Annotated in this window: 17 protein-coding genes; 10 read left to right on the top strand and 7 right to left on the bottom strand. The window is 61.7% G+C overall.

All coding sequences use genetic code 11. From position 1 onward, the window contains the following. Window positions 1-87: 87 nt before the first annotated feature. Window positions 88-1,464 (bottom strand): signal recognition particle protein, encoded by a 1,377-nt coding sequence (ffh, locus tag DYL61_RS02450; RefSeq protein ID WP_135307070.1) that lies wholly within the window; start codon window positions 1,462-1,464, stop codon window positions 88-90. 234 nt (window positions 1,465-1,698) lie between these two features. Here ffh and DYL61_RS02445 point away from each other — a divergent pair, with 234 nt between their 5' ends. The 3 genes from DYL61_RS02445 (at window position 1,699) to DYL61_RS02435 (ending at window position 5,432) form a co-directional block, all read left to right on the top strand. Continuing rightward, window positions 1,699-2,511: a cytochrome C assembly family protein gene (locus DYL61_RS02445; RefSeq protein WP_105695324.1), complete on the top strand. Its 813-nt coding sequence runs from the start codon at window positions 1,699-1,701 to the stop codon at window positions 2,509-2,511. A gap of 12 nt (window positions 2,512-2,523) precedes the next feature. Further along, window positions 2,524-3,762: a transporter associated domain-containing protein gene (locus tag DYL61_RS02440; protein WP_135307069.1), complete on the top strand. Its 1,239-nt coding sequence runs from the start codon at window positions 2,524-2,526 to the stop codon at window positions 3,760-3,762. A 356-nt stretch (window positions 3,763-4,118) separates the two neighbouring features. Further along, window positions 4,119-5,432 carry an MFS transporter gene (locus DYL61_RS02435; protein WP_135307068.1) on the top strand — a complete coding sequence of 438 codons (1,314 nt, stop codon included), beginning with the start codon at window positions 4,119-4,121 and terminating at the stop codon, window positions 5,430-5,432. Between the two features lie 119 nt (window positions 5,433-5,551). Here DYL61_RS02435 and purT read toward each other — a convergent pair whose 3' ends face one another. From purT to DYL61_RS02410, 5 genes are all read right to left on the bottom strand, one after another. Next, window positions 5,552-6,733, bottom strand: a complete 1,182-nt coding sequence (gene purT / locus DYL61_RS02430) for a formate-dependent phosphoribosylglycinamide formyltransferase (protein ID WP_135307067.1) — start codon at window positions 6,731-6,733, stop codon at window positions 5,552-5,554. Window positions 6,734-6,802: 69 nt separating this feature from the next. Beyond that, on the bottom strand, window positions 6,803-7,270 hold the full coding sequence (locus DYL61_RS02425; RefSeq protein WP_105523850.1) for a VUT family protein: 468 nt from the start codon (window positions 7,268-7,270) through the stop codon (window positions 6,803-6,805). 170 nt (window positions 7,271-7,440) lie between these two features. Beyond that, entirely contained in the window at window positions 7,441-7,656 is a 216-nt protein-coding gene (locus DYL61_RS02420) for a DUF1289 domain-containing protein (RefSeq protein ID WP_135307066.1), read from the bottom strand. Continuing rightward, a complete protein-coding gene (locus DYL61_RS02415; protein ID WP_135307065.1) occupies window positions 7,653-8,177 on the bottom strand; it encodes a gamma carbonic anhydrase family protein in 525 nt (174 codons plus the stop codon). The genes DYL61_RS02420 and DYL61_RS02415 overlap by 4 nt, the downstream gene beginning before the upstream one ends. A gap of 39 nt (window positions 8,178-8,216) precedes the next feature. Beyond that, window positions 8,217-8,819, bottom strand: coding sequence for a CoA pyrophosphatase (locus tag DYL61_RS02410; RefSeq protein WP_065887517.1), 603 nt, complete (start codon window positions 8,817-8,819; stop codon window positions 8,217-8,219). 146 nt (window positions 8,820-8,965) lie between these two features. Between DYL61_RS02410 and DYL61_RS02405 the strand changes: the two genes are divergently transcribed. The 7 genes from DYL61_RS02405 (at window position 8,966) to nagE (ending at window position 17,436) form a co-directional block, all read left to right on the top strand. Continuing rightward, complete coding sequence (locus DYL61_RS02405; protein ID WP_135307064.1) at window positions 8,966-9,514, top strand: NUDIX hydrolase; 549 nt, start codon at window positions 8,966-8,968, stop codon at window positions 9,512-9,514. A gap of 28 nt (window positions 9,515-9,542) precedes the next feature. Further along, window positions 9,543-10,046, top strand: a complete 504-nt coding sequence (locus DYL61_RS02400; protein ID WP_135307063.1) for a L,D-transpeptidase family protein — start codon at window positions 9,543-9,545, stop codon at window positions 10,044-10,046. Window positions 10,047-10,307: 261 nt separating this feature from the next. After that, the gene (locus tag DYL61_RS02395; RefSeq protein ID WP_135307062.1) at window positions 10,308-11,048 is read left to right on the top strand and encodes a GntR family transcriptional regulator; all 741 of its coding nucleotides are present in this window, start codon (window positions 10,308-10,310) and stop codon (window positions 11,046-11,048) included. 10 nt (window positions 11,049-11,058) lie between these two features. Next, window positions 11,059-12,165: an N-acetylglucosamine-6-phosphate deacetylase gene (nagA, locus tag DYL61_RS02390; protein WP_135307061.1), complete on the top strand. Its 1,107-nt coding sequence runs from the start codon at window positions 11,059-11,061 to the stop codon at window positions 12,163-12,165. Then, the gene (locus DYL61_RS02385; RefSeq protein ID WP_420825058.1) at window positions 12,158-13,168 is read left to right on the top strand and encodes an SIS domain-containing protein; all 1,011 of its coding nucleotides are present in this window, start codon (window positions 12,158-12,160) and stop codon (window positions 13,166-13,168) included. Before nagA ends, DYL61_RS02385 begins: the two co-directional genes overlap by 8 nt. 29 nt (window positions 13,169-13,197) lie before the next feature. Further along, window positions 13,198-15,708, top strand: coding sequence for a phosphoenolpyruvate--protein phosphotransferase (gene ptsP, locus DYL61_RS02380; protein WP_135307059.1), 2,511 nt, complete (start codon window positions 13,198-13,200; stop codon window positions 15,706-15,708). Window positions 15,709-15,735: 27 nt separating this feature from the next. Continuing rightward, window positions 15,736-17,436, top strand: a complete 1,701-nt coding sequence (nagE, locus tag DYL61_RS02375; RefSeq protein WP_135307058.1) for an N-acetylglucosamine-specific PTS transporter subunit IIBC — start codon at window positions 15,736-15,738, stop codon at window positions 17,434-17,436. 118 nt (window positions 17,437-17,554) lie between these two features. On the opposite strand, the gene DYL61_RS02370 is transcribed toward nagE, so the two are convergent. Continuing rightward, the gene (locus tag DYL61_RS02370) at window positions 17,555-17,851 is read right to left on the bottom strand and encodes a DUF6124 family protein (RefSeq protein WP_420825057.1); all 297 of its coding nucleotides are present in this window, start codon (window positions 17,849-17,851) and stop codon (window positions 17,555-17,557) included. Between the last annotated feature and the right edge of the window lie 211 nt (window positions 17,852-18,062).

Here is an 18,062-nt window from a genome sequence, read left to right as displayed (position 1 = left end):
GGCGAGTCAGCCCCCGCCAACGGCGGGTTTGCTGGAGATCCCACTTCCCTGTGGGTCGGAGCAGAAGCGAACTTCTGCTCGAATTCTTTACATCTTTGGCATGCCGCCGCCGGGCAACATACCGCCCATGCCGCGCATCATCTTGGCCATACCGCCTTTGGCGGAGAATTTCTTCATCATCTTCTGCATCTGCTTGTGTTGCTTGATCAAGCGACCGATGTCCTGCACCTGGGTGCCGGAACCCATGGCGATCCGACGTTTGCGCGAACCGCTGATCAGCTCAGGGTCGCGGCGCTCGGCCGGGGTCATGGAGTTGATGATGGCTTCCATCTGCTTGAACTGCTTCTCTGCCGCGCCCTGGGCATTGCCCATTTGCGCCAGGTTCACACCACCCATATTTGGCAGTTTGTCCATCAGGCCGCCAAGGCCACCCATGTTCTTCATCTGTTGCAGCTGGTCACGGAAGTCTTCGAGGTCGAAGCCCTTGCCCTTCTTCAGCTTCTTGGCCAGTTTGTCGGCCTTGTCCTTGTCGAGCGTGGCTTCGGCCTGTTCGATCAGGCTGAGCACGTCGCCCATGCCGAGGATGCGCGAGGCGATACGCTCAGGGTGGAACGGTTCGAGCGCTTCGCTCTTCTCGCCCATACCGATGAACTTGATCGGCTTGCCAGTAATGGCACGAACCGACAGCGCCGCACCGCCACGGGCGTCGCCGTCGACCTTGGTGAGGATCACGCCGGTCAGCGGCAGTGCATCACCAAAGGCCTTGGCGGTGTTGGCCGCATCCTGGCCGGTCATGGCGTCGACCACGAACAGCGTCTCGACTGGGTTGATCGCGGCATGCAGCGCCTTGATCTCGCCCATCATCTCTTCGTCGATGTGCAGGCGACCGGCGGTATCGACGATGACCACGTCGATGAATTTCAACTTCGCTTCTTTAATAGCCGCGTTGGCGATGTCGACCGGCTTCTGGCTCAGGTCGGACGGGAAGAACGTCACGCCCACTTCGCCCGCGAGCATTTCCAGCTGCTTGATCGCCGCCGGACGGTAGACGTCAGCCGACACCACCATCACGGACTTCTTCTTGCGCTCTTTAAGGAAGCGCGCCAGCTTGCCGGCGGTGGTGGTTTTACCCGCACCCTGCAGACCGGCCATCAGCACGACGGCCGGCGGCACGGCGCTGAGGTTCAGGTCTTCGTTGGCGGCGCCCATCAGGCTTTCGAGTTCGGCCTGGACGACCTTCACGAATGCCTGGCCCGGGGTCAGGCTGCGGGACACTTCGGTGCCCACTGCGCGCTCTTTGACCGAGTTGACGAAGTCCTTCACCACGGGCAAGGCCACGTCGGCTTCCAGCAACGCCATGCGCACTTCGCGCAGGGTGTCTTTAATATTGTCCTCGGTCAGCTTGGCCTTGCCGGTTACATGGCGCAGCGTCTGCGAGAGACGGTCAGTCAAGTTTTCAAACATGCGCGATCCTTTAAGGCCCTATCCAGCGAAGTGCAGTGGTAGACCGAGGTAATGGCGGCCCAGGCTGTGCTAAATCGCTATGAACAACAGCGCTCGACGAGCCTGCGGCGTGGGCAGGTCGCGGATTATAGCGAAGACTGCCGCCATGCACACCCGCTGTCTGGCTTGAGAGTCTTTCGTGTTACGCGGGGGTATGCCAAACTCAGCGGCTTTCGGGCTTGCCTAACAGGATTTATGCTCCCTTTGTCACCCAGTTTGCTACCCAGCCTCGCCGCCGCCGTTTTGTACGCCGCTGCGACTCTCTATCAGGGCACTCGTCTGGCCCAAGGCACCAAGGCGGATAAACGCCTGTTGGTAGGCTTTGGCGTCCTTGCCCTGCTGGCTCACGCTGCCAGCCTGTTTACCCACTTGATGACGCCGGTCGGCCTGGGCCTGGATTTTTTCAGTGCCGCCAGCCTGATTGCGGCCGCCGTGATCGCGCTGACCCTGATCGCCTGTTATCGGATCCCCGTCGAGAACCTGCTGGTGCTGCTCTTTCCGCTCGGCATGCTGACGGTGCTGATGGCGCAATTTGCCCCGACCGGCACGGTGCAGGTTATTGATGAAGAACCGGGCATCCTCGCCCACATCCTGCTATCGATCCTGGCCTACGGCATGTTCACCATTGCGGTGTTCCAGGCCTTGCTCCTGCTGCTGCAAGACCACCAGCTCAAGCACAAGCACCCGTCGGGCCTGATCAAGAACTTCCCGCCGCTGCAAACCATGGAAAGCCTGTTGTTTGGTTTCCTGTGGGCGGGCTGGACGCTGCTGTCGCTGTCGCTGATCTCCGGCTGGCTGTTCGTCGAAAACCTGTTCGCCCAGCACCTGGTGCACAAAACCCTGCTGGCATGCCTGGCCTGGGTGGTGTTCAGCGTGCTGCTGTGGGGCCGCAACCGCCTCGGCTGGCGTGGGCACAAGGCGATCCGCTGGACCCTGGCCGGTTTCTGCCTGCTGATGCTGGCCTATTTCGGCAGCAAGCTGGTCCGCGAATACATCCTGCATATCTGACGGGCAGCGAACATGGACAACTTGCCCTTGGGGCCGATGCTCGCGGTAATTGCCCTGCTGGTGCTGTGGGCCGGGCTGTTCACCGCCATTGAGGCTGCGCAACAACATCTGCTGGCCCTGCGCCCCGGCACACGCCAGGGTGACAAGGCGGCGGCCCGCCTGAGCTTTCCGCGCCATAGCCTGATCCTGTGCAACAGCCTGTGCCGCGCCGCCGTGGTGATCCTGTGCACCCTGCTGGCGATCTACGCCTGGGCACAAAACGGTCCCTGGCTTGGCTGGCTGATCTCCTGCGCCGTCCTGCTCATACTCGCCGACTACCTGCCCCGCGCCCTCGCCGTCCGTTACCCGCAAGCCGTGCTCGGCTTCGGCAATGCGCTGCTGGGCGTCCCGCTGAAAATCCTTTATCCCTTGGCCTGGCTGCTCAATGGCATCGCCTTGCTGTTGCTGCGACCCTTTGCGCGCACATCCGGCGTCGTGAAGAAAAGCGACGAACCGCTGCCCGATCACGATGACGAACCCGAGCCCGAAGCCGACGAAGGCCGCACGCCTGGCATGCCCGGCATCCATGCCCTGGATAACATCACCGTCAACGATATCCTGGTGCCCCGCAGCGAAGTGGACGGCATCAACCTGGATGACCCGATCGAGGACATCATCGAACAGCTGCGCACCTCCCAGCGCACACGCCTGCCGGTATTCCACAGCGATATCAACCAGGTCGAGGCCGTGCTCAACACTCGGCAGGTCCAGCACCTGCTGCCAGACGCCAGCCTGACCAAAGAAGCGCTGCTCGCCGCCTGCCACGAGCCCTACTTCGTCCCGGAAAGCACGCCGCTGCAACTGCAACTGCTGAACTTCCACAAACAACAGCGCCGCCTGGGCATGGTGGTGGACGAATACGGCGAAGTGCTGGGCATTGTCACCCTGGAAGATATCCTCGAAGAGATCGTCGGCGAATTCGAAAGCGAGCAGAGCGCGGACAACCCGCATATCGAAGCGCAACCGGATGGTCGTTACATTATCGATGGCGCCGCGTCGATCCGTGAGTTGAACAAGAGCTTGAACTGGCACCTGCCCAGCGACGGCCCCAAGACCCTCAATGGCTTGGTGACGGAAGCGCTCGAGACCATTCCGGATTGCGCGGTGTGCTTGAAGATCGGGCGTTATCGACTGGAGATCCTCGAGACCGAGGACAACCGGGTGAGCAAGGTGTTGATCTGGCATACCAGCAGAATGCCGGTCGCCGCCTAGTCCTCAGCCAGGACACAGTTAAATGTGGGAGGGGGCTTGCCCCCGATAGCAGTGGGTCAGTCACCAGATACAGTGGCTGACACTCAGCAATCGGGGGCAAGCCCCCTCCCACATTTGATTTATGGTGCACCGGTGCCTCTTGTTGTATGTCCAAACCCCTTCCTATAATCCCTGCGGCTTACCCAAGCCCCGCCCGGCCGCGTGCTACCCGCACTTCAAGCGTCCAGGCACCGCTTTACCGTGTCTGACCGGTGTTCGCTCCCATCCCGAGCCACCCCGCGCACTACCCTGATCCATGGGTGTTCGACCAATAATAATCCGCGTTCAAACGCGCAATGACCGTCAGGGATACTGCCATGAGCACCACCTATAACGAGGCCGCGCCCGCCGCCGCCCCGACCAACTCGACCGCACGGGTTGCCACCGCGAGCATCATCGGCACCGCCATCGAGTTCTACGATTTCTATATCTACGCCACGGCCGCTGCGCTGGTGATCGGCCCGGTGTTCTTTCCGCAGACGTCCGGTACTGCGCAGATGCTGGCGTCGTTCCTGACCTTCGGTATCGCGTTTATCGCCCGTCCGCTCGGCTCGGCGTTGTTCGGCCACTTTGGTGACCGCATCGGGCGTAAATCCACGCTGGTGGCCTCGCTGCTGTTGATGGGCGTGTGTACCACGCTGATCGGTTTGCTGCCGGGCTATGACAGCATCGGGGCCTGGGCGCCGATCCTGCTTTGCGTGTTGCGTTTTGGCCAGGGCCTTGGCCTGGGCGGGGAATGGGGCGGAGCGGCGCTACTGGCGACCGAGAACGCGCCGAAGGGCAAACGTGCCTGGTTCGGCATGTTCCCGCAATTGGGCCCGTCGATTGGTTTCCTGGCGGCCAACGGCTTGTTCCTGATCCTGGCCATGAGCCTGAGCGACGAGCAGTTCCGCAGCTGGGGCTGGCGTATCCCGTTCATCCTCAGCGCAGCCCTGGTGATGGTCGGCTTGTATGCGCGCCTCAAGCTACATGAGACACCGGTGTTCGCCAATGCGGTCGCCAAGGAAGCGCCGGTAAAAGTGCCACTGGTAGAGCTGTTCAGCCAACATTGGTTGCCGGTGCTACTGGGCGCCGCGTCGATGGTGGTGTGCTATGCGTTGTTCTATATCACCACCGCGTTTTCCCTGAGCTACGGTGTTTCAACCCTGGGTTACAGCCGCGAAACCTTCCTCGGCCTGCTGTGCTTTGCGGTGCTGTTCATGGGCCTGGCCACACCATTGGCGGCGCTGGCCAGTGATCGTTACGGGCGTAAGCCGGTGCTGATCGCGGGTGCCATCCTGGCGATCCTGTCGGGCTTTACCATGGAGCCGCTGCTGACCCACGGTTCGACCTGGGCGGTGGCGTTGTTCCTGGCGCTGGAGCTGTTTTTGATGGGCGTGACCTTTGCACCAATGGGCGCGATGTTGCCAGAACTGTTCCCGACCCGCGTGCGTTATACCGGTGCGTCAGCGGCGTATAACCTGGGTGGGATTGTGGGGGCATCAGCGGCACCGTTCTTCGCGACCAAACTGGTGGCAATGGGTGGGCTGAGTTATGTCGGCGGGTATGTGTCGGCGGCAGCGTTACTCAGCTTGATTGCTGTGCTGTGCCTGAAAGAGACGCGGGATAATGATTTGAATCGGGTTGCCTGATAGATCGCTATCGGGGGCAAGCCCCCTCCCACATTTGATTGGGTTCACATAGTTTAATTTGTGAACCCAATCCAGTGTGGGAGGGGGCTTGTCGAATCGTCGCACCGCCCCGATGCTTTTTAAAGCTCTATAACAACAGCCTTGGAAGCACGGGTGGCTTTAGCCCGAGCCGCTTCAATCGACTCATCCCGCGCCAATGCCACACCCATCCGACGCTGGCCATTCACTTCCGGCTTGCCAAACAGGCGCAACGCCGTGTCCGGCTCGCTCAAGGCGGCGCCCAGGTTGGCGAATGCCGTCTGAGTCGACTGCCCTTCCACCAGGATCACCGCCGAAGCCGAAGGACCGAACTGACGGATCAATGGAATCGGCAGGCCCAGGATGGCGCGGGCGTGCAGCGCAAACTGCGACAGATCCTGAGAAATCAGCGTCACCAGGCCGGTGTCATGCGGACGCGGCGACACTTCGCTGAACCACACCTGATCACCCTTGATGAACAACTCCACGCCAAACAGGCCACGGCCACCCAGAGCCTCGGTCACCGCCTTGGCAACACGCTCGGATTCCGCCAGCGCAATCGGGCTCATGGCCTGTGGCTGCCAGGATTCCTGGTAGTCGCCCTTCTCCTGACGATGACCAACCGGCGCACAGAACGTAGTGCCGCCAACGTGACGCACGGTCAGCAGGGTGATTTCGTAGTCGAAGTCGATAAAGCCTTCGATGATCACCCGGCCTTTACCCGCACGACCGCCTTCCTGGGCGTAGTCCCAAGCCTTTTGCACGTCGTCGGCGCTGCGCAACAGGCTCTGGCCCTTGCCCGACGAACTCATCACCGGCTTGACCACGCACGGGAAGCCCAGGTCTTGCACGGCCTTGCTGTAGTCTTCGAAGGTATCGGCGAAGTGGTACGGCGAAGTCGGCAGGTCCAGCTCTTCGGCGGCCAGGCGGCGGATGCCTTCGCGGTTCATGGTCAGCGAGGTGGCACGCGCGGTCGGGATCACGGTGAAACCTTCGGCTTCCAGTTCCACCAGGGTGGCGGTGGCGATGGCTTCGATTTCCGGCACGATGAAGTGCGGCTTCTCGGCTTCGATCACCGCACGCAGTGCAGCGCCGTCGAGCATGTTGATCACGTGGCTACGGTGCGCCACCTGCATGGCAGGCGCATTGGCGTAGCGATCCACGGCAATCACTTCAACGCCCAGGCGTTGCAGTTCGATTACCACTTCCTTGCCCAGCTCACCGCAGCCACACAGCAAAACGCGGGTCGCGGTCGGCGACAATGGAGTTCCGATTCGGGTCATCTCAGGTCCTCAGGGGAGCGGATCGTTTGGAGAAAGGCCGGCATTTTACATGAACTGTAAGAATTGGCCTCAGTTGGCGACGGCACGCCGCCGGATACGCCAGGCCATGATCAGCCACACGGCGGTGACGCCGGCGAATTTCGACGCCAACGCGGTGCCCACCACGGCTGGGGTGAGTGCGCCGATCAGGCCGAAGAAGATAAAGGTATCCAGGGGAATGCTCAGCGCCGAACTTATCCACAGACGGTCGTGGAGCGGGCGCTTGGTGATGCTGAACACCAACCAATCGATACATTCGGACACGGCGAACGCGGTGGCGCTGGCCAGGGCGATGGACGGGTCGGAGGTGATATACGACAGCACCAACGCCGCGAGCATGGCGACGATTGCGCCGTGGCCGAAGCGGGTTTGCACCATATCGCGCAGGATGAAGACCAGACCACCCCAGGCGGACCAGATCACATCCAGGTGTGGGGCGGTGGAGAAGGCGAAGTTGATCAGCACGACGCTGCTGATGTAGGCGATCAGGAAGAGCATGGAGAAGTGGACCTGTGGGTTATGCCGCACAGGGTACTTCACAATGGGAAATATGTCGTCTGGGAGGGCCCTATCGGGGGCAAGCCCCCTCCCACATTTGACTGTATTCACATATTCAGACTTGTGAATACAGTCAGTGTGGGAGGGGGCTTGCCCCCGATAGCGGTCTATCAGACGCCCGATTTCCCGGAAACCATAAACACCAAACCGCTCGCCTTCGCCCGCTCATGACACAACCCCAACACCACTCGGCGTTCGGCATTGTCCATGCGGCTCCAGCGCGTAATCTCAGCCACCGTTCGCTGGCAACCGGTACAGATATCGTCATCATCCAACGCGCAAATACTTACGCACGGCGATGCAACGGGGCGCTCGACCGGGTTCATTCTTCCTGCTCAACCAAATCACGCGCATACCGCTGCGAGTTATGCACATAGTGCGCGGCGCTGGCTTCGAGCATCTTCTTTTGCGCCTCGGTCAACTCACGCACCACTTTGCCCGGCGAACCCATCACCAGCGAACCGTCGGGGATTTCCTTGCCTTCACCGATCAACGAATTGGCGCCGATGATGCAATGCTTGCCGATCTTGGCGCCGTTGAGGATCACCGCGTTAATGCCGATCAGGCTGTAATCATCCACGGTGCAACCATGCAGCATGGCGTTATGGCCAATGGTCACGCCGGTGCCCAGGGTCAGCGGGAAACCCATGTCGGTGTGCATCACGCTGCCATCCTGCACGTTGCTGTTCTTGCCGATCAGGATCAGCTCGTTGTCGCCACGCAACACCGCGTTGAACCAGACGTTAGCGCCCTCCTCCAGCTTGACCTTGCCCACCAGCGTGGCATTCGGTGCGACCCAGCTGTGTGGATGAGTCTCTACGCGGGCGTCGCCCAGGCGGTATTTCATGGTATTTCCTCACGGCATTGCCATTCAGACGATGGCTTATTAGATGTTGATGAAGCTTTTCGGCGGCTGGTGCAGGCTGATCTTGGCGTCGTCATAGAGCAGGTTGATCAACTCGACGATCATGATCGCGGTCAGCCCCCAGATTTTGTATTCACCAAATCGATAACTGGGCACGTACCAACTGCGGCCCTGGTAATCGATCCTGTGGGTATGTTCACGCGGGTCCTGTCGGAAAAAGTCCAAAGGCACGCTGAAAACGGCGGCGATCTCGGCGTCATTCGCCAGGTATTCGACGTAATCAGGGACAACGCCTACATAAGGCGTAACCCGAATACCATGCAGGGAGATCAAGGGGCTCAACGGCCCGATGACTTCCACCAGGCCAGGCGGCAGGCCGATTTCTTCTTCGGCTTCGCGCAGGGCGGTGAAGATCAGGTCCGGGTCTTCGGGATCGCGGCGCCCGCCGGGAAAGGCGACTTCGCCCCCATGGGTCGACAGGCCACTGGCGCGCAGGGTCAGGATCAGCTCAGGTTCGTCACTGCGGGTGATCGGCACCAACACCGCCGCCTCGGGGAAACGTCCGTCAGTTTCCAGCGTGTGGGGGGTGTGATTGCTTACCCGGCGAAGTAGCTCGTCCAGCATGAGTCATCTCGGTCTGTTGGCTACCTTGCATCATGCACCAAAGCGTGCGGGCGCCCAACCCCAAAACCCAGGGGTTGTCGCTAAACGACAACTTGCAGGGCCCTGCCCGCCACGCCAAGATAGGTGCACTTTCCAGGAACCCCAGCATGAACTTCTGCAGCCAGTGCGGTAAACCGGTTACCCAGCGCATCCCCGAAGGCGACGGCCGCCTGCGCTTTGTGTGTGATCACTGCTCGACCATTCACTACCAAAACCCCAATATCGTTGCCGGCACGGTCCCGGTGTGGGGCGACAAAGTGCTGCTGTGCCGCCGTGCCATCGAGCCGCGCCTGGGTTACTGGACCCTGCCCGCCGGTTTTATGGAGAACGGCGAGACCGTCGAACAGGCCGCCGCCCGCGAAACCCTGGAAGAAGCCTGCGCCCGCGTGCGCAACCTGAGCATCTACACGCTGATCGACGTGCCGCATATCAACCAGGTGCATATCTTCTACCGCGCCGACCTGGTCGACCTGGACTTTTCCGCCGGCCCCGAAAGCCTGGAAGTACAACTATTCGACGAAGCCGACATCCCTTGGTCCGAGCTGGCTTTCCGCACGGTCGGGCGTACCCTAGAATACTTTTTCGCTGACCGTCGGCAGCAGTCGTACCCGGTGCGCAGCGAAGCCGTACCCCCACTGTCCAAGCCCACCCAATAATAATCTGGTCCCCAGGGAAGTCGTTTCAATGCGTTGGTTGCTCGCTTTTATCTGCTTGTCGTTCGCCACCCTGTCTTCGGCCTCCACAGTGGAAATCATCAACGGCAAACCCGTCGAGAAAGTGCTGGTGCTCAAGTCCGCCCGCCAGTTGCAGTTGATCAACGATGGCAAGCCGCTCAAGACCTACCGCATTTCCCTGGGTAAAAACCCCAAGGGCGCCAAGCTGATCGAAGGCGACCGCCGCACCCCGGAAGGTTTTTATTGGATCGACTGGCGCAAGACCAGCGACCGTTTCAACCTGTCCATGCACATTTCCTACCCCAATATCAGCGACGCCGCCCGCGCCCGCCGCGAAGGGGTAAGCCCTGGCAGCATGATCATGATCCACGGCACGCCCGACACCGAGGACTACCCGGAGCAGTGGTTCCACACCCTGGACTGGACCGACGGCTGCATCGGCATGCGCAACGTGGACATGCGCGAAGTCTGGAACCTGGTCAAAGACGGCACCATGGTCGAGATTCGCCCGTAACCTCATACCGTTCGTAAAATAATTCAAAAAAAATCCCGCCCCTTGGCAGCGCCTGCCGGTGAATACCAGTTCACCCCGCGGGCTGCGCAGTTCTGCGCGCGATAAAGACCTCTCTAATACCACTTGATAGAAAGCTCTATTACAGGGCCTACAACCCTGCGCCTGCACCGTTTTGGCTGCATTGACATGGTATTTAAGTGGTATTAGTTTCCGGCCAATACCGGGCGACAACACTCCAATAACCGCATCGGACACCGACAGATGAATTCGATCCTGGCCCTGCGCCCCGACGACAAACAATCCACGCCGCTGTACCTGCAATTGGCGCGCAAACTGGAAGCGGCGATCCATGCCGGCCAGTGGACCTCCGAACAGGCGCTGCCGTCGGAGCGTGTGCTTAGCGAACAACTGAGCATTTCCCGGGTCACCGCCCGCAAAGCACTGGAAGTGTTGTTCACCCAAGGCCTGATCCGCCGCAATCAGGGCTCCGGCACCTTTATCACGCCGCGCCTGGAGCAGCCGCTGTCCCGCCTGTCGGGGTTCAGCGAAATGTTGCGGCTCAAGGGTTTTGTGCCCAGTTCCCAGTGGCTGGAGCGCGACATCACCCAACCGACCCATGAAGAACTGATCCGCCTGGGCCTGTCGCCCACCGACAAAATCGCCCGCCTCAAGCGTTTGCGCAAAGCCGATGACACGGTGATGGCCATTGAAATGACCGCCATGCCCGCCTCCGTGCTGCCCCACCCACAAGCTATTGGCAATTCGCTGTACGAATACCTGGAAGGCATCGGCAAACCCATCGTGCGCGCCCTGCAACATATCCAGGCAATCAATGCCTCCGACGAATTCGCCAAGCTGGTGGGGATTGCCCCCGGCACCGCCATGTTGCTGATGACACGGGTCGGCTACACCGCCGACAACACGCCGATTGAAATCACCGACACCTACTGCCGCAACGACTACTACGACTTTGTAGCCGAACTGCGCCGCTACGATTTTTAGAGAACAGCCCATGTCCGAAGACAACATCCTCACGCCCAACGGCTGGATCCGCGGCCGCCTGGTGCACGAACACGGCAAGGTGACCGCCATCGAGGGCAAGCCTTGCGACCCGGCGGACAACGACCTGCCGTACCTGCTGCCCGGCTTTATCGACCTGCACGTACACGGCGGTGGCGGCGCAGACATTATGGAAGGCGCCAGCGCGTTCGAGACCATCACCCGCACCCACGTGCGCTTTGGGACGACCTCCCTGCTGGCCACCACCATGACCGCGCCGGTGGATGAAATCTCCCGCGTGCTCGGCCAACTCGGTACTTTCTGCGAGCAACGTCCTACCGGCAGCGCCCGGGTACTCGGCGTGCACCTGGAAGGGCCCTACATCAATCCCGGAAAACTCGGCGCCCAACCCAACTTCGCCCACACCGCGTTGATGGCTGAAGTAGAGGCCTACCTGCGCCTGGCGCCGATCCGCGTCATCACTATCGCCCCGGAGATCGCCGGGCATGACGCCCTGATTCGTGCACTGAGCGAGCGCGGCGTGCGCATGCAGATCGGCCACACCCTGGGCAGTTATGAAGAAGGCGTCGCCGCCCTCGCCGCCGGGGCCACCAGCTTCACCCACTTGTATAACGCCATGAGCCCGTTGCATCACCGCGAACCCGGCATCGTCGGCGCCGCGTTGGCCCACGCCACATACGCGGAATTGATCCCCGACTTGCTCCACGTGCACCCCGGCGCCATGCGTGTGGCCTTGCGCTCGATCCCGTGCCTGTACTGCGTCACCGATTCCACCGCCGCCGCCGGTATGCCCGACGGTGAATACAAGCTGGGCAGCCACACCGTGACCAAATGCCTGGGCGGCGTGCGTCTGGCCGACGGCACCTTGGCTGGCAGCACGCTGACCATGGACCAGGCGCTGCGCAACCTGGTGAAGATCGGCCTGCCCATCAGCGAAGCCTCACAACGCCTGTCGCAATTTCCGGCGGACTACCTGGGCCTGGAAGAACGCGGCCGCCTGCAACCCGGCAGCTTTGCCGACTGCGTGCGCCTGGACCGCTCCCTCACACTCACCGACGTAATGGTCGAAGGAGACACCATTGACTTCAAAAATGCTTGAAGAGGCCCTGGCCTCCTGCGACGCCGTCGCCGCCCAACTGCAACGCCTGGAGCCGCTGCTTGCAGAGATCGCCGGTCGCCTGCGCCGCCAGCCGCCGCAAGTGGCGATGACCATCGCCCGCGGCAGCTCGGACCATGCCGCCAGCTATTTCGCCTACCTGACGATGCAGCATGTGGGCATTCCAGTGGCGTCGTTGCCGATGTCGGTGGTGACGCTGTTGCAGGCGCCGATGAAGGTCAGCGGCCAGGTGGCGTTTGGCTTTTCCCAATCGGGCCAGAGCCCGGACCTGGTCAACAGCCTGCGCCTGCTGCGCAAACGTGGCGCGCTGAGCATCTCGCTGGTGAATGCCGAAGACTCACCGCTGGAAGCCGCCTGTGAATTCCATGTACCGCTGTGCGCCGGGCCGGAACTCAGCGTGGCGGCGACCAAGAGTTTTATCGCCACCCTCAGCGCCAGCGCGCTGTTGATCGGCCACTGGAACCAGGAAACCGATTTGCTGCAAGCCTGCCAGGCCTTGCCCGACGATTCGCGCGCCGCCACCCAGCAAGACTGGAGCCCCGCGATTGAAGCCCTGCGCGACTGCCAGCAATTGATGGTGATCGGCCGTGGCGCCGGGTTTGCCATCGCCCAGGAAGCCGCGCTCAAGCTCAAGGAAACCTCGGCGATCCAGGCCGAAGCATTCAGCAGCGCCGAAGTACGCCACGGCCCGATGGCGCTGATTGGCGACAACTACCCACTGCTGGTGTTCGCTCCACGCGGCGCCGAACAAGCCGGCCTGCTCAGCCTGGCCGCCGATATGCGCCAACGCGGCGCCCGCGTCTTGCTGGCCGCGCCGGACGATATCGCCGAACGCGACCTGACCCTGGGCCGCGCCGAACACCCAAGTCTCGACCCGATCCTGGCCATCCAAAGCTTCTACGTCATGGCGGCAGGCTTGGCGGTCGCCCGGGGCATGGACCCGGACCAACCGCGCCACCTGAGCAAAGTCACCCGCACTCACTGAGTGACGTTTTCCTGATGAGTACCGTGCCCATGTCCTACAACAATAATGAATTGATCCTCAGCGCCCCGTTAAGCGGCCCGGTGCTGGCCCTGGGCAACGTTCCCGATGAAGTGTTCGCCAGCGGCACCCTGGGCGACGGGATTGCCATCGACCCGCTGAACGATTGCCTGCATGCGCCGTGTGATGGCGTGATCATCCACGTCGCCCGCACCGGGCATGCGCTGAGCATTCGCGCCGACAACGGTGCCGAGGTGCTGATGCATGTAGGCATCGACACGGTAGAGCTCAACGGCGAAGGGTTTGAATTGCTGGTCAAGGACGGCGCCCGCGTCAGTCGAGGCCAGGCGCTGGTGCAGTTTGACCTGGACCGGGTGGCGCGGCACTGCAGGAGCCTGGTCAGCCTGATTATCCTGACCAATGGTGAGCGCTTTGAACTAAGCCCCGTGGCGGGTAGGACGGTCAAGGTCGGTGAGCCGTTGTTGCAGGTCGTTGCCCGCTCGACGTCGTCCGATCAAGCGTCTGTGGATAACTCGGTCGCCGAAGCCAGCGCCAGCGTACGTATTACTCATCGTGGTGGTTTGCATGCGCGCCCGGCGGCGTTGGTGCGCAAGACGGCGCAAGGGTTCAGCAGCCAGGCATGGTTGCACTATGGCGATAAATCCGCCGCATGTGACAGCCTGATGGGCTTGCTGGGGCTGGGCATTGGCGAAGGCGACGAAGTACGTGTCAGCTGTCGGGGGAAGGACGCCGAAGCAGCGTTGCAGGCACTGGTCGCGGCATTGTCAGCCGTCATAAAGGAAGAACATCACGCGCCTGTCACCGTGGCGCCTCGTCGGGCGAATACCGAGGCCGGCGTGTTGCAAGGCGTGTGTGCCGCGCCGGGCCTGGTCTGCGGGCCGCTGTTCCGTCTCACGGGCATCGAGTTGCCGGCCGACACTGGCAACCATATCGCCGACCAGCAACTGCAACACCTGGACACCGCGCTGGAACAGGTACGCAGTGAAATCCGCAGCACCCTGGCCCACGCCCGACAGCGCAAGCACGTCGAGGAAGAAGAGATCTTCGCCGCCCACCTTGCCCTGCTGGAAGACCCCACCCTGCTGGACGCGGCCACCACGGCCATCGAACACGGCAGCGCGGCGACTCACGCCTGGCGTGATGCGGTGCAAGCGCAATGCGCGGTGTTGCTGGCTCTCGGCAAGCCGCTGTTCGCCGAGCGCGCCAATGACTTGCGCGACCTGCAACAACGGGTACTGCGCGCATTGCTCGGTGAAGCCTGGCACTTCGAGTTGCCGGCGGGGGCGATTGTCAGCGCCCATGAACTGACCCCCTCGGACCTGCTGCAACTGAGTGCGCAACACGCATCCGGCATCTGCATGGCCGAAGGCGGCGCGACGTCCCACGTGGCCATCCTGGCGCGGGGCAAAGGGCTGCCGTGCGTGGTGGCGTTGGGCAGCGAAGTGCTCGACGTGCCCCAAGGTCAGCGCGTGGTATTGGACGCCGCCAACGGTCGCCTGGAATTGGCACCGAGCGAGGCGCGCCATGCCGAGGTGCATCAGATTCGTGATGCGCAGAAGCTGCGGCGCCAGCAGCAACAGGCCCAGGCGCGATTGCCGGCGCGCAGTCTCGATGGCGTGAATATCGAAGTGGCCGCCAACGTCGCCTCCAGTGCCGAAGCCCAAGTGGCCTTCGAAAACGGCGCCGATGGCGTCGGCCTGCTGCGCACCGAATTTTTGTTCGTCGACCGCCATACCGCGCCGGATGAGCAGGAACAACGTCAGGCCTATCAAGCCGTACTGGATGCCATAGGCGATAAATCCGTGATCATCCGCACCATCGATGTGGGCGGCGACAAGCAGCTCGACTACCTGCCGCTGCCCGTCGAGGCCAACCCGGTATTGGGTTTGCGCGGCATTCGCATGGCCCAGGTGCGGCCTGAATTGCTGGACCAACAACTGCGCGCCCTGCTGCAAGTCAGCCCGTTGTCGCGCTGCCGGATCATGCTGCCAATGGTGACGGAGGTGGATGAGCTGCTGCATATCCGCCAGCGCCTGGACGAACTCTGCGCTGAGCTGGAATTGACCCAGCGCCCCGAGCTGGGCGTGATGATCGAAGTGCCCGCCGCCGCGCTGATGGCCGAACACCTGGCCAAGCATGCGGACTTCCTGTCTATCGGCACCAACGACTTGTCCCAGTACACCCTGGCCATGGACCGCGACCACGCCGGCCTTGCCGCGCGGGTCGATGCCCTGCACCCGGCGCTGCTGCGGCTGATTGCCCAGACCTGCGCCGGTGCGGCCAAGCATGGGCGTTGGGTCGGCGTGTGCGGCGCCCTCGCCTCCGACCCGCTGGCCACACCGGTGCTGATCGGCCTGGGGGTTCGCGAGCTGTCGGTGAGCCCGCTGCAAATCGGCGAAATCAAGGACCGCGTCCGCCATCTGGACGCGGCGCACTGCCGGCAACTGAGCCACGGCCTGCTCGACCTGAGCAGCGCCAGGGCCGTTCGCCAAGCCTGTCAACACCACTGGCCGCTGAGCTGACAACAACAAGAAAAAAGGAGACTCGCCATGTACCAACACTTTATCGAAGGCCTGCAACGCCTCGGGCGTGCGCTGATGCTGCCCATTGCGATCCTGCCCATCGCCGGCCTGTTGCTGCGCCTGGGTGACACCGATCTGTTGAACATCGCCGTGATGCACGATGCCGGACAGGCGATCTTCGCCAACCTGGCGCTGATCTTCGCCATCGGCATCGCCGTGGGGTTTGCCCGCGACAACAACGGCACCGCCGGGCTGGCCGGAGCGATCGGTTACCTGGTGATGATCTCCACCCTCAAGGTGATGGACAGCACCATCAATATGGGCATGCTCGCCGGTATCGCCAGCGGCTTGATGGCGGGCGGGCTGTATAACCGCTTCAAGGACATCAAGTTGCCGGAATACCTGGCGTTTTTTGGTGGGCGACGGTTTGTGCCGATTGTGACTGGCTTCAGCGCAGTGGGTTTAGGTGTGATCTTTGGTTTGATCTGGCCGCCGATCCAGCATGGCATTAACAGTTTCGGCGTGTTGCTGATGGAGAGCGGCAGCCTGGGTGCGTTCGTGTTCGGTGTGTTCAACCGCCTGCTGATCGTCACCGGGCTGCACCATATCCTCAACAATATGGCGTGGTTTGTGTTTGGCAGCTTTACCGATCCCGTGACCGGCGCGGTAGTGACCGGCGACCTGACGCGCTACTTTGCCGGCGACCCCAAAGGCGGCCAGTTCATGACCGGTATGTTCCCGGTGATGCTGTTCGGCCTGCCTGCGGCGTGTTTGGCGATGTACCGCAATGCACTGCCGGAGCGACGCAAGGTGATGGGCGGGATCTTCCTGTCGATGGCACTGACCTCGTTTTTGACCGGGGTGACCGAGCCGATTGAGTTCGCGTTCATGTTCCTGGCGCCGTTCCTGTACCTGATCCATGCACTGCTCACCGGCCTGTCGATGGCGGTGACCAATCTGTTGAATATCCACCTGGGCTTTACCTTCTCCGGTGGGTTTATCGACATGGTGTTGGGTTGGGGCAAATCGACCAATGGCTGGCTGGTGTTCCCGGTGGGGCTGGCGTATGCGCTGGTCTATTACAGCGTGTTCAACTACTGCATTCGCCGGTTCAACTTGAAGACGCCGGGGCGTGAAGATATTCAGGTGGTGCAGGCCGAGGTGATGAGCGATAACCAGCGGGCCAGCGCGTATATCCGCGCATTGGGCGGCGCTTCGAACCTGTTGAGTGTGGGCGCATGCACCACGCGCTTGCGCCTGGACATGGTGGATCGCAACAAAGCGGTGGATGCGGACTTGAAAGCGCTGGGCGCCATGGCGGTTGTACGGCCCGGCAATGGCGGGAGTTTGCAGGTGGTGGTCGGGCCGATGGCCGATAGCATTGCCGATGAGATTCGGTTGGCGATGCCAGGGTTTGTTGACGCCATCGCTGCCGTGCCTGTGGATAAGCCGGCGACGGTGAATGCACAGGAAGCCGAGAAATGGCTGAGCGCATTGGGTGGCCGGGGGAATGTTCGGCAACTGGAAGCGGTGGCGATGACCCGGTTGCGGGTGGAACTGGGGGATGATTCGGTGGTGTCTGAAGCGGAGCTTGTGGCGCTTGGGTGCCAGGGCGTGACCCAGCTCGACAGTGGTGTTTGGCACCTGCTGATGGGTGACAAGGCTTCTGGGTTGGGTGAGGTGTTGGAGCGGTTGGTCAGTGGTCGGCAGGTTGGGGCTGGGGCTTAAATTTTCATTGGCTGACCAGGCCTCATCGGGGGCAAGCCCCCTCCCACATTTGCTGTGTTCACCTATTTTGACTTGTGAACACAGGCCAGTGTGGGAGGGGGCTTGCCCCCGATTGGTTTTAACTGCCGGCTAATGATTTGAGTTCAGCCACCTCATTCAAATCCAACACCCGATCCACCATCAACTGGATACCTTCCAGCATCCGGTGAATGCCCAACGCAATATCCCGCTGAGCGCCGTCGATTTCAAAGGCCAAATGGCCCATCAGCGCCTGCACCGAGGCAATATCCTGGGCGGCGTTGGCGAGCAGGGTTTCGCTGTCGAGGCTGGGGCGGACGGTGAAGAGTTGGTCGCCTGTCATCTGGGACATGGTTTCAGAGGTGCTTGATTCAGGTCGTACGTTTTCGTGGATCATCGTAAAACTCCATGCGGAAAAGGCTCCTGGTGAGAATTTCAGGCTTGCAGTCCCGGTCACCACATGGATGGCGACCCAAGAAGACTAGTGACGCCAGTTCCGAGGGACAACCTGAAAGACGTGTCGGAAAGGTCTGAGGCGCCTGGGCGGACGCCATCGGGGGCAAGCCCTAATGCCAGTCAGTTAAGGAAACAGCAGATGAGCAGCTTTC

The organism is Pseudomonas nabeulensis, assembly GCF_004682045.1.
Taxonomy (GTDB): Bacteria; Pseudomonadota; Gammaproteobacteria; order Pseudomonadales; family Pseudomonadaceae; genus Aquipseudomonas; species Aquipseudomonas nabeulensis.
Note: the sequence above shows the minus strand (reverse complement) of the source record. Positions and strands in the feature narration are given on the sequence as shown.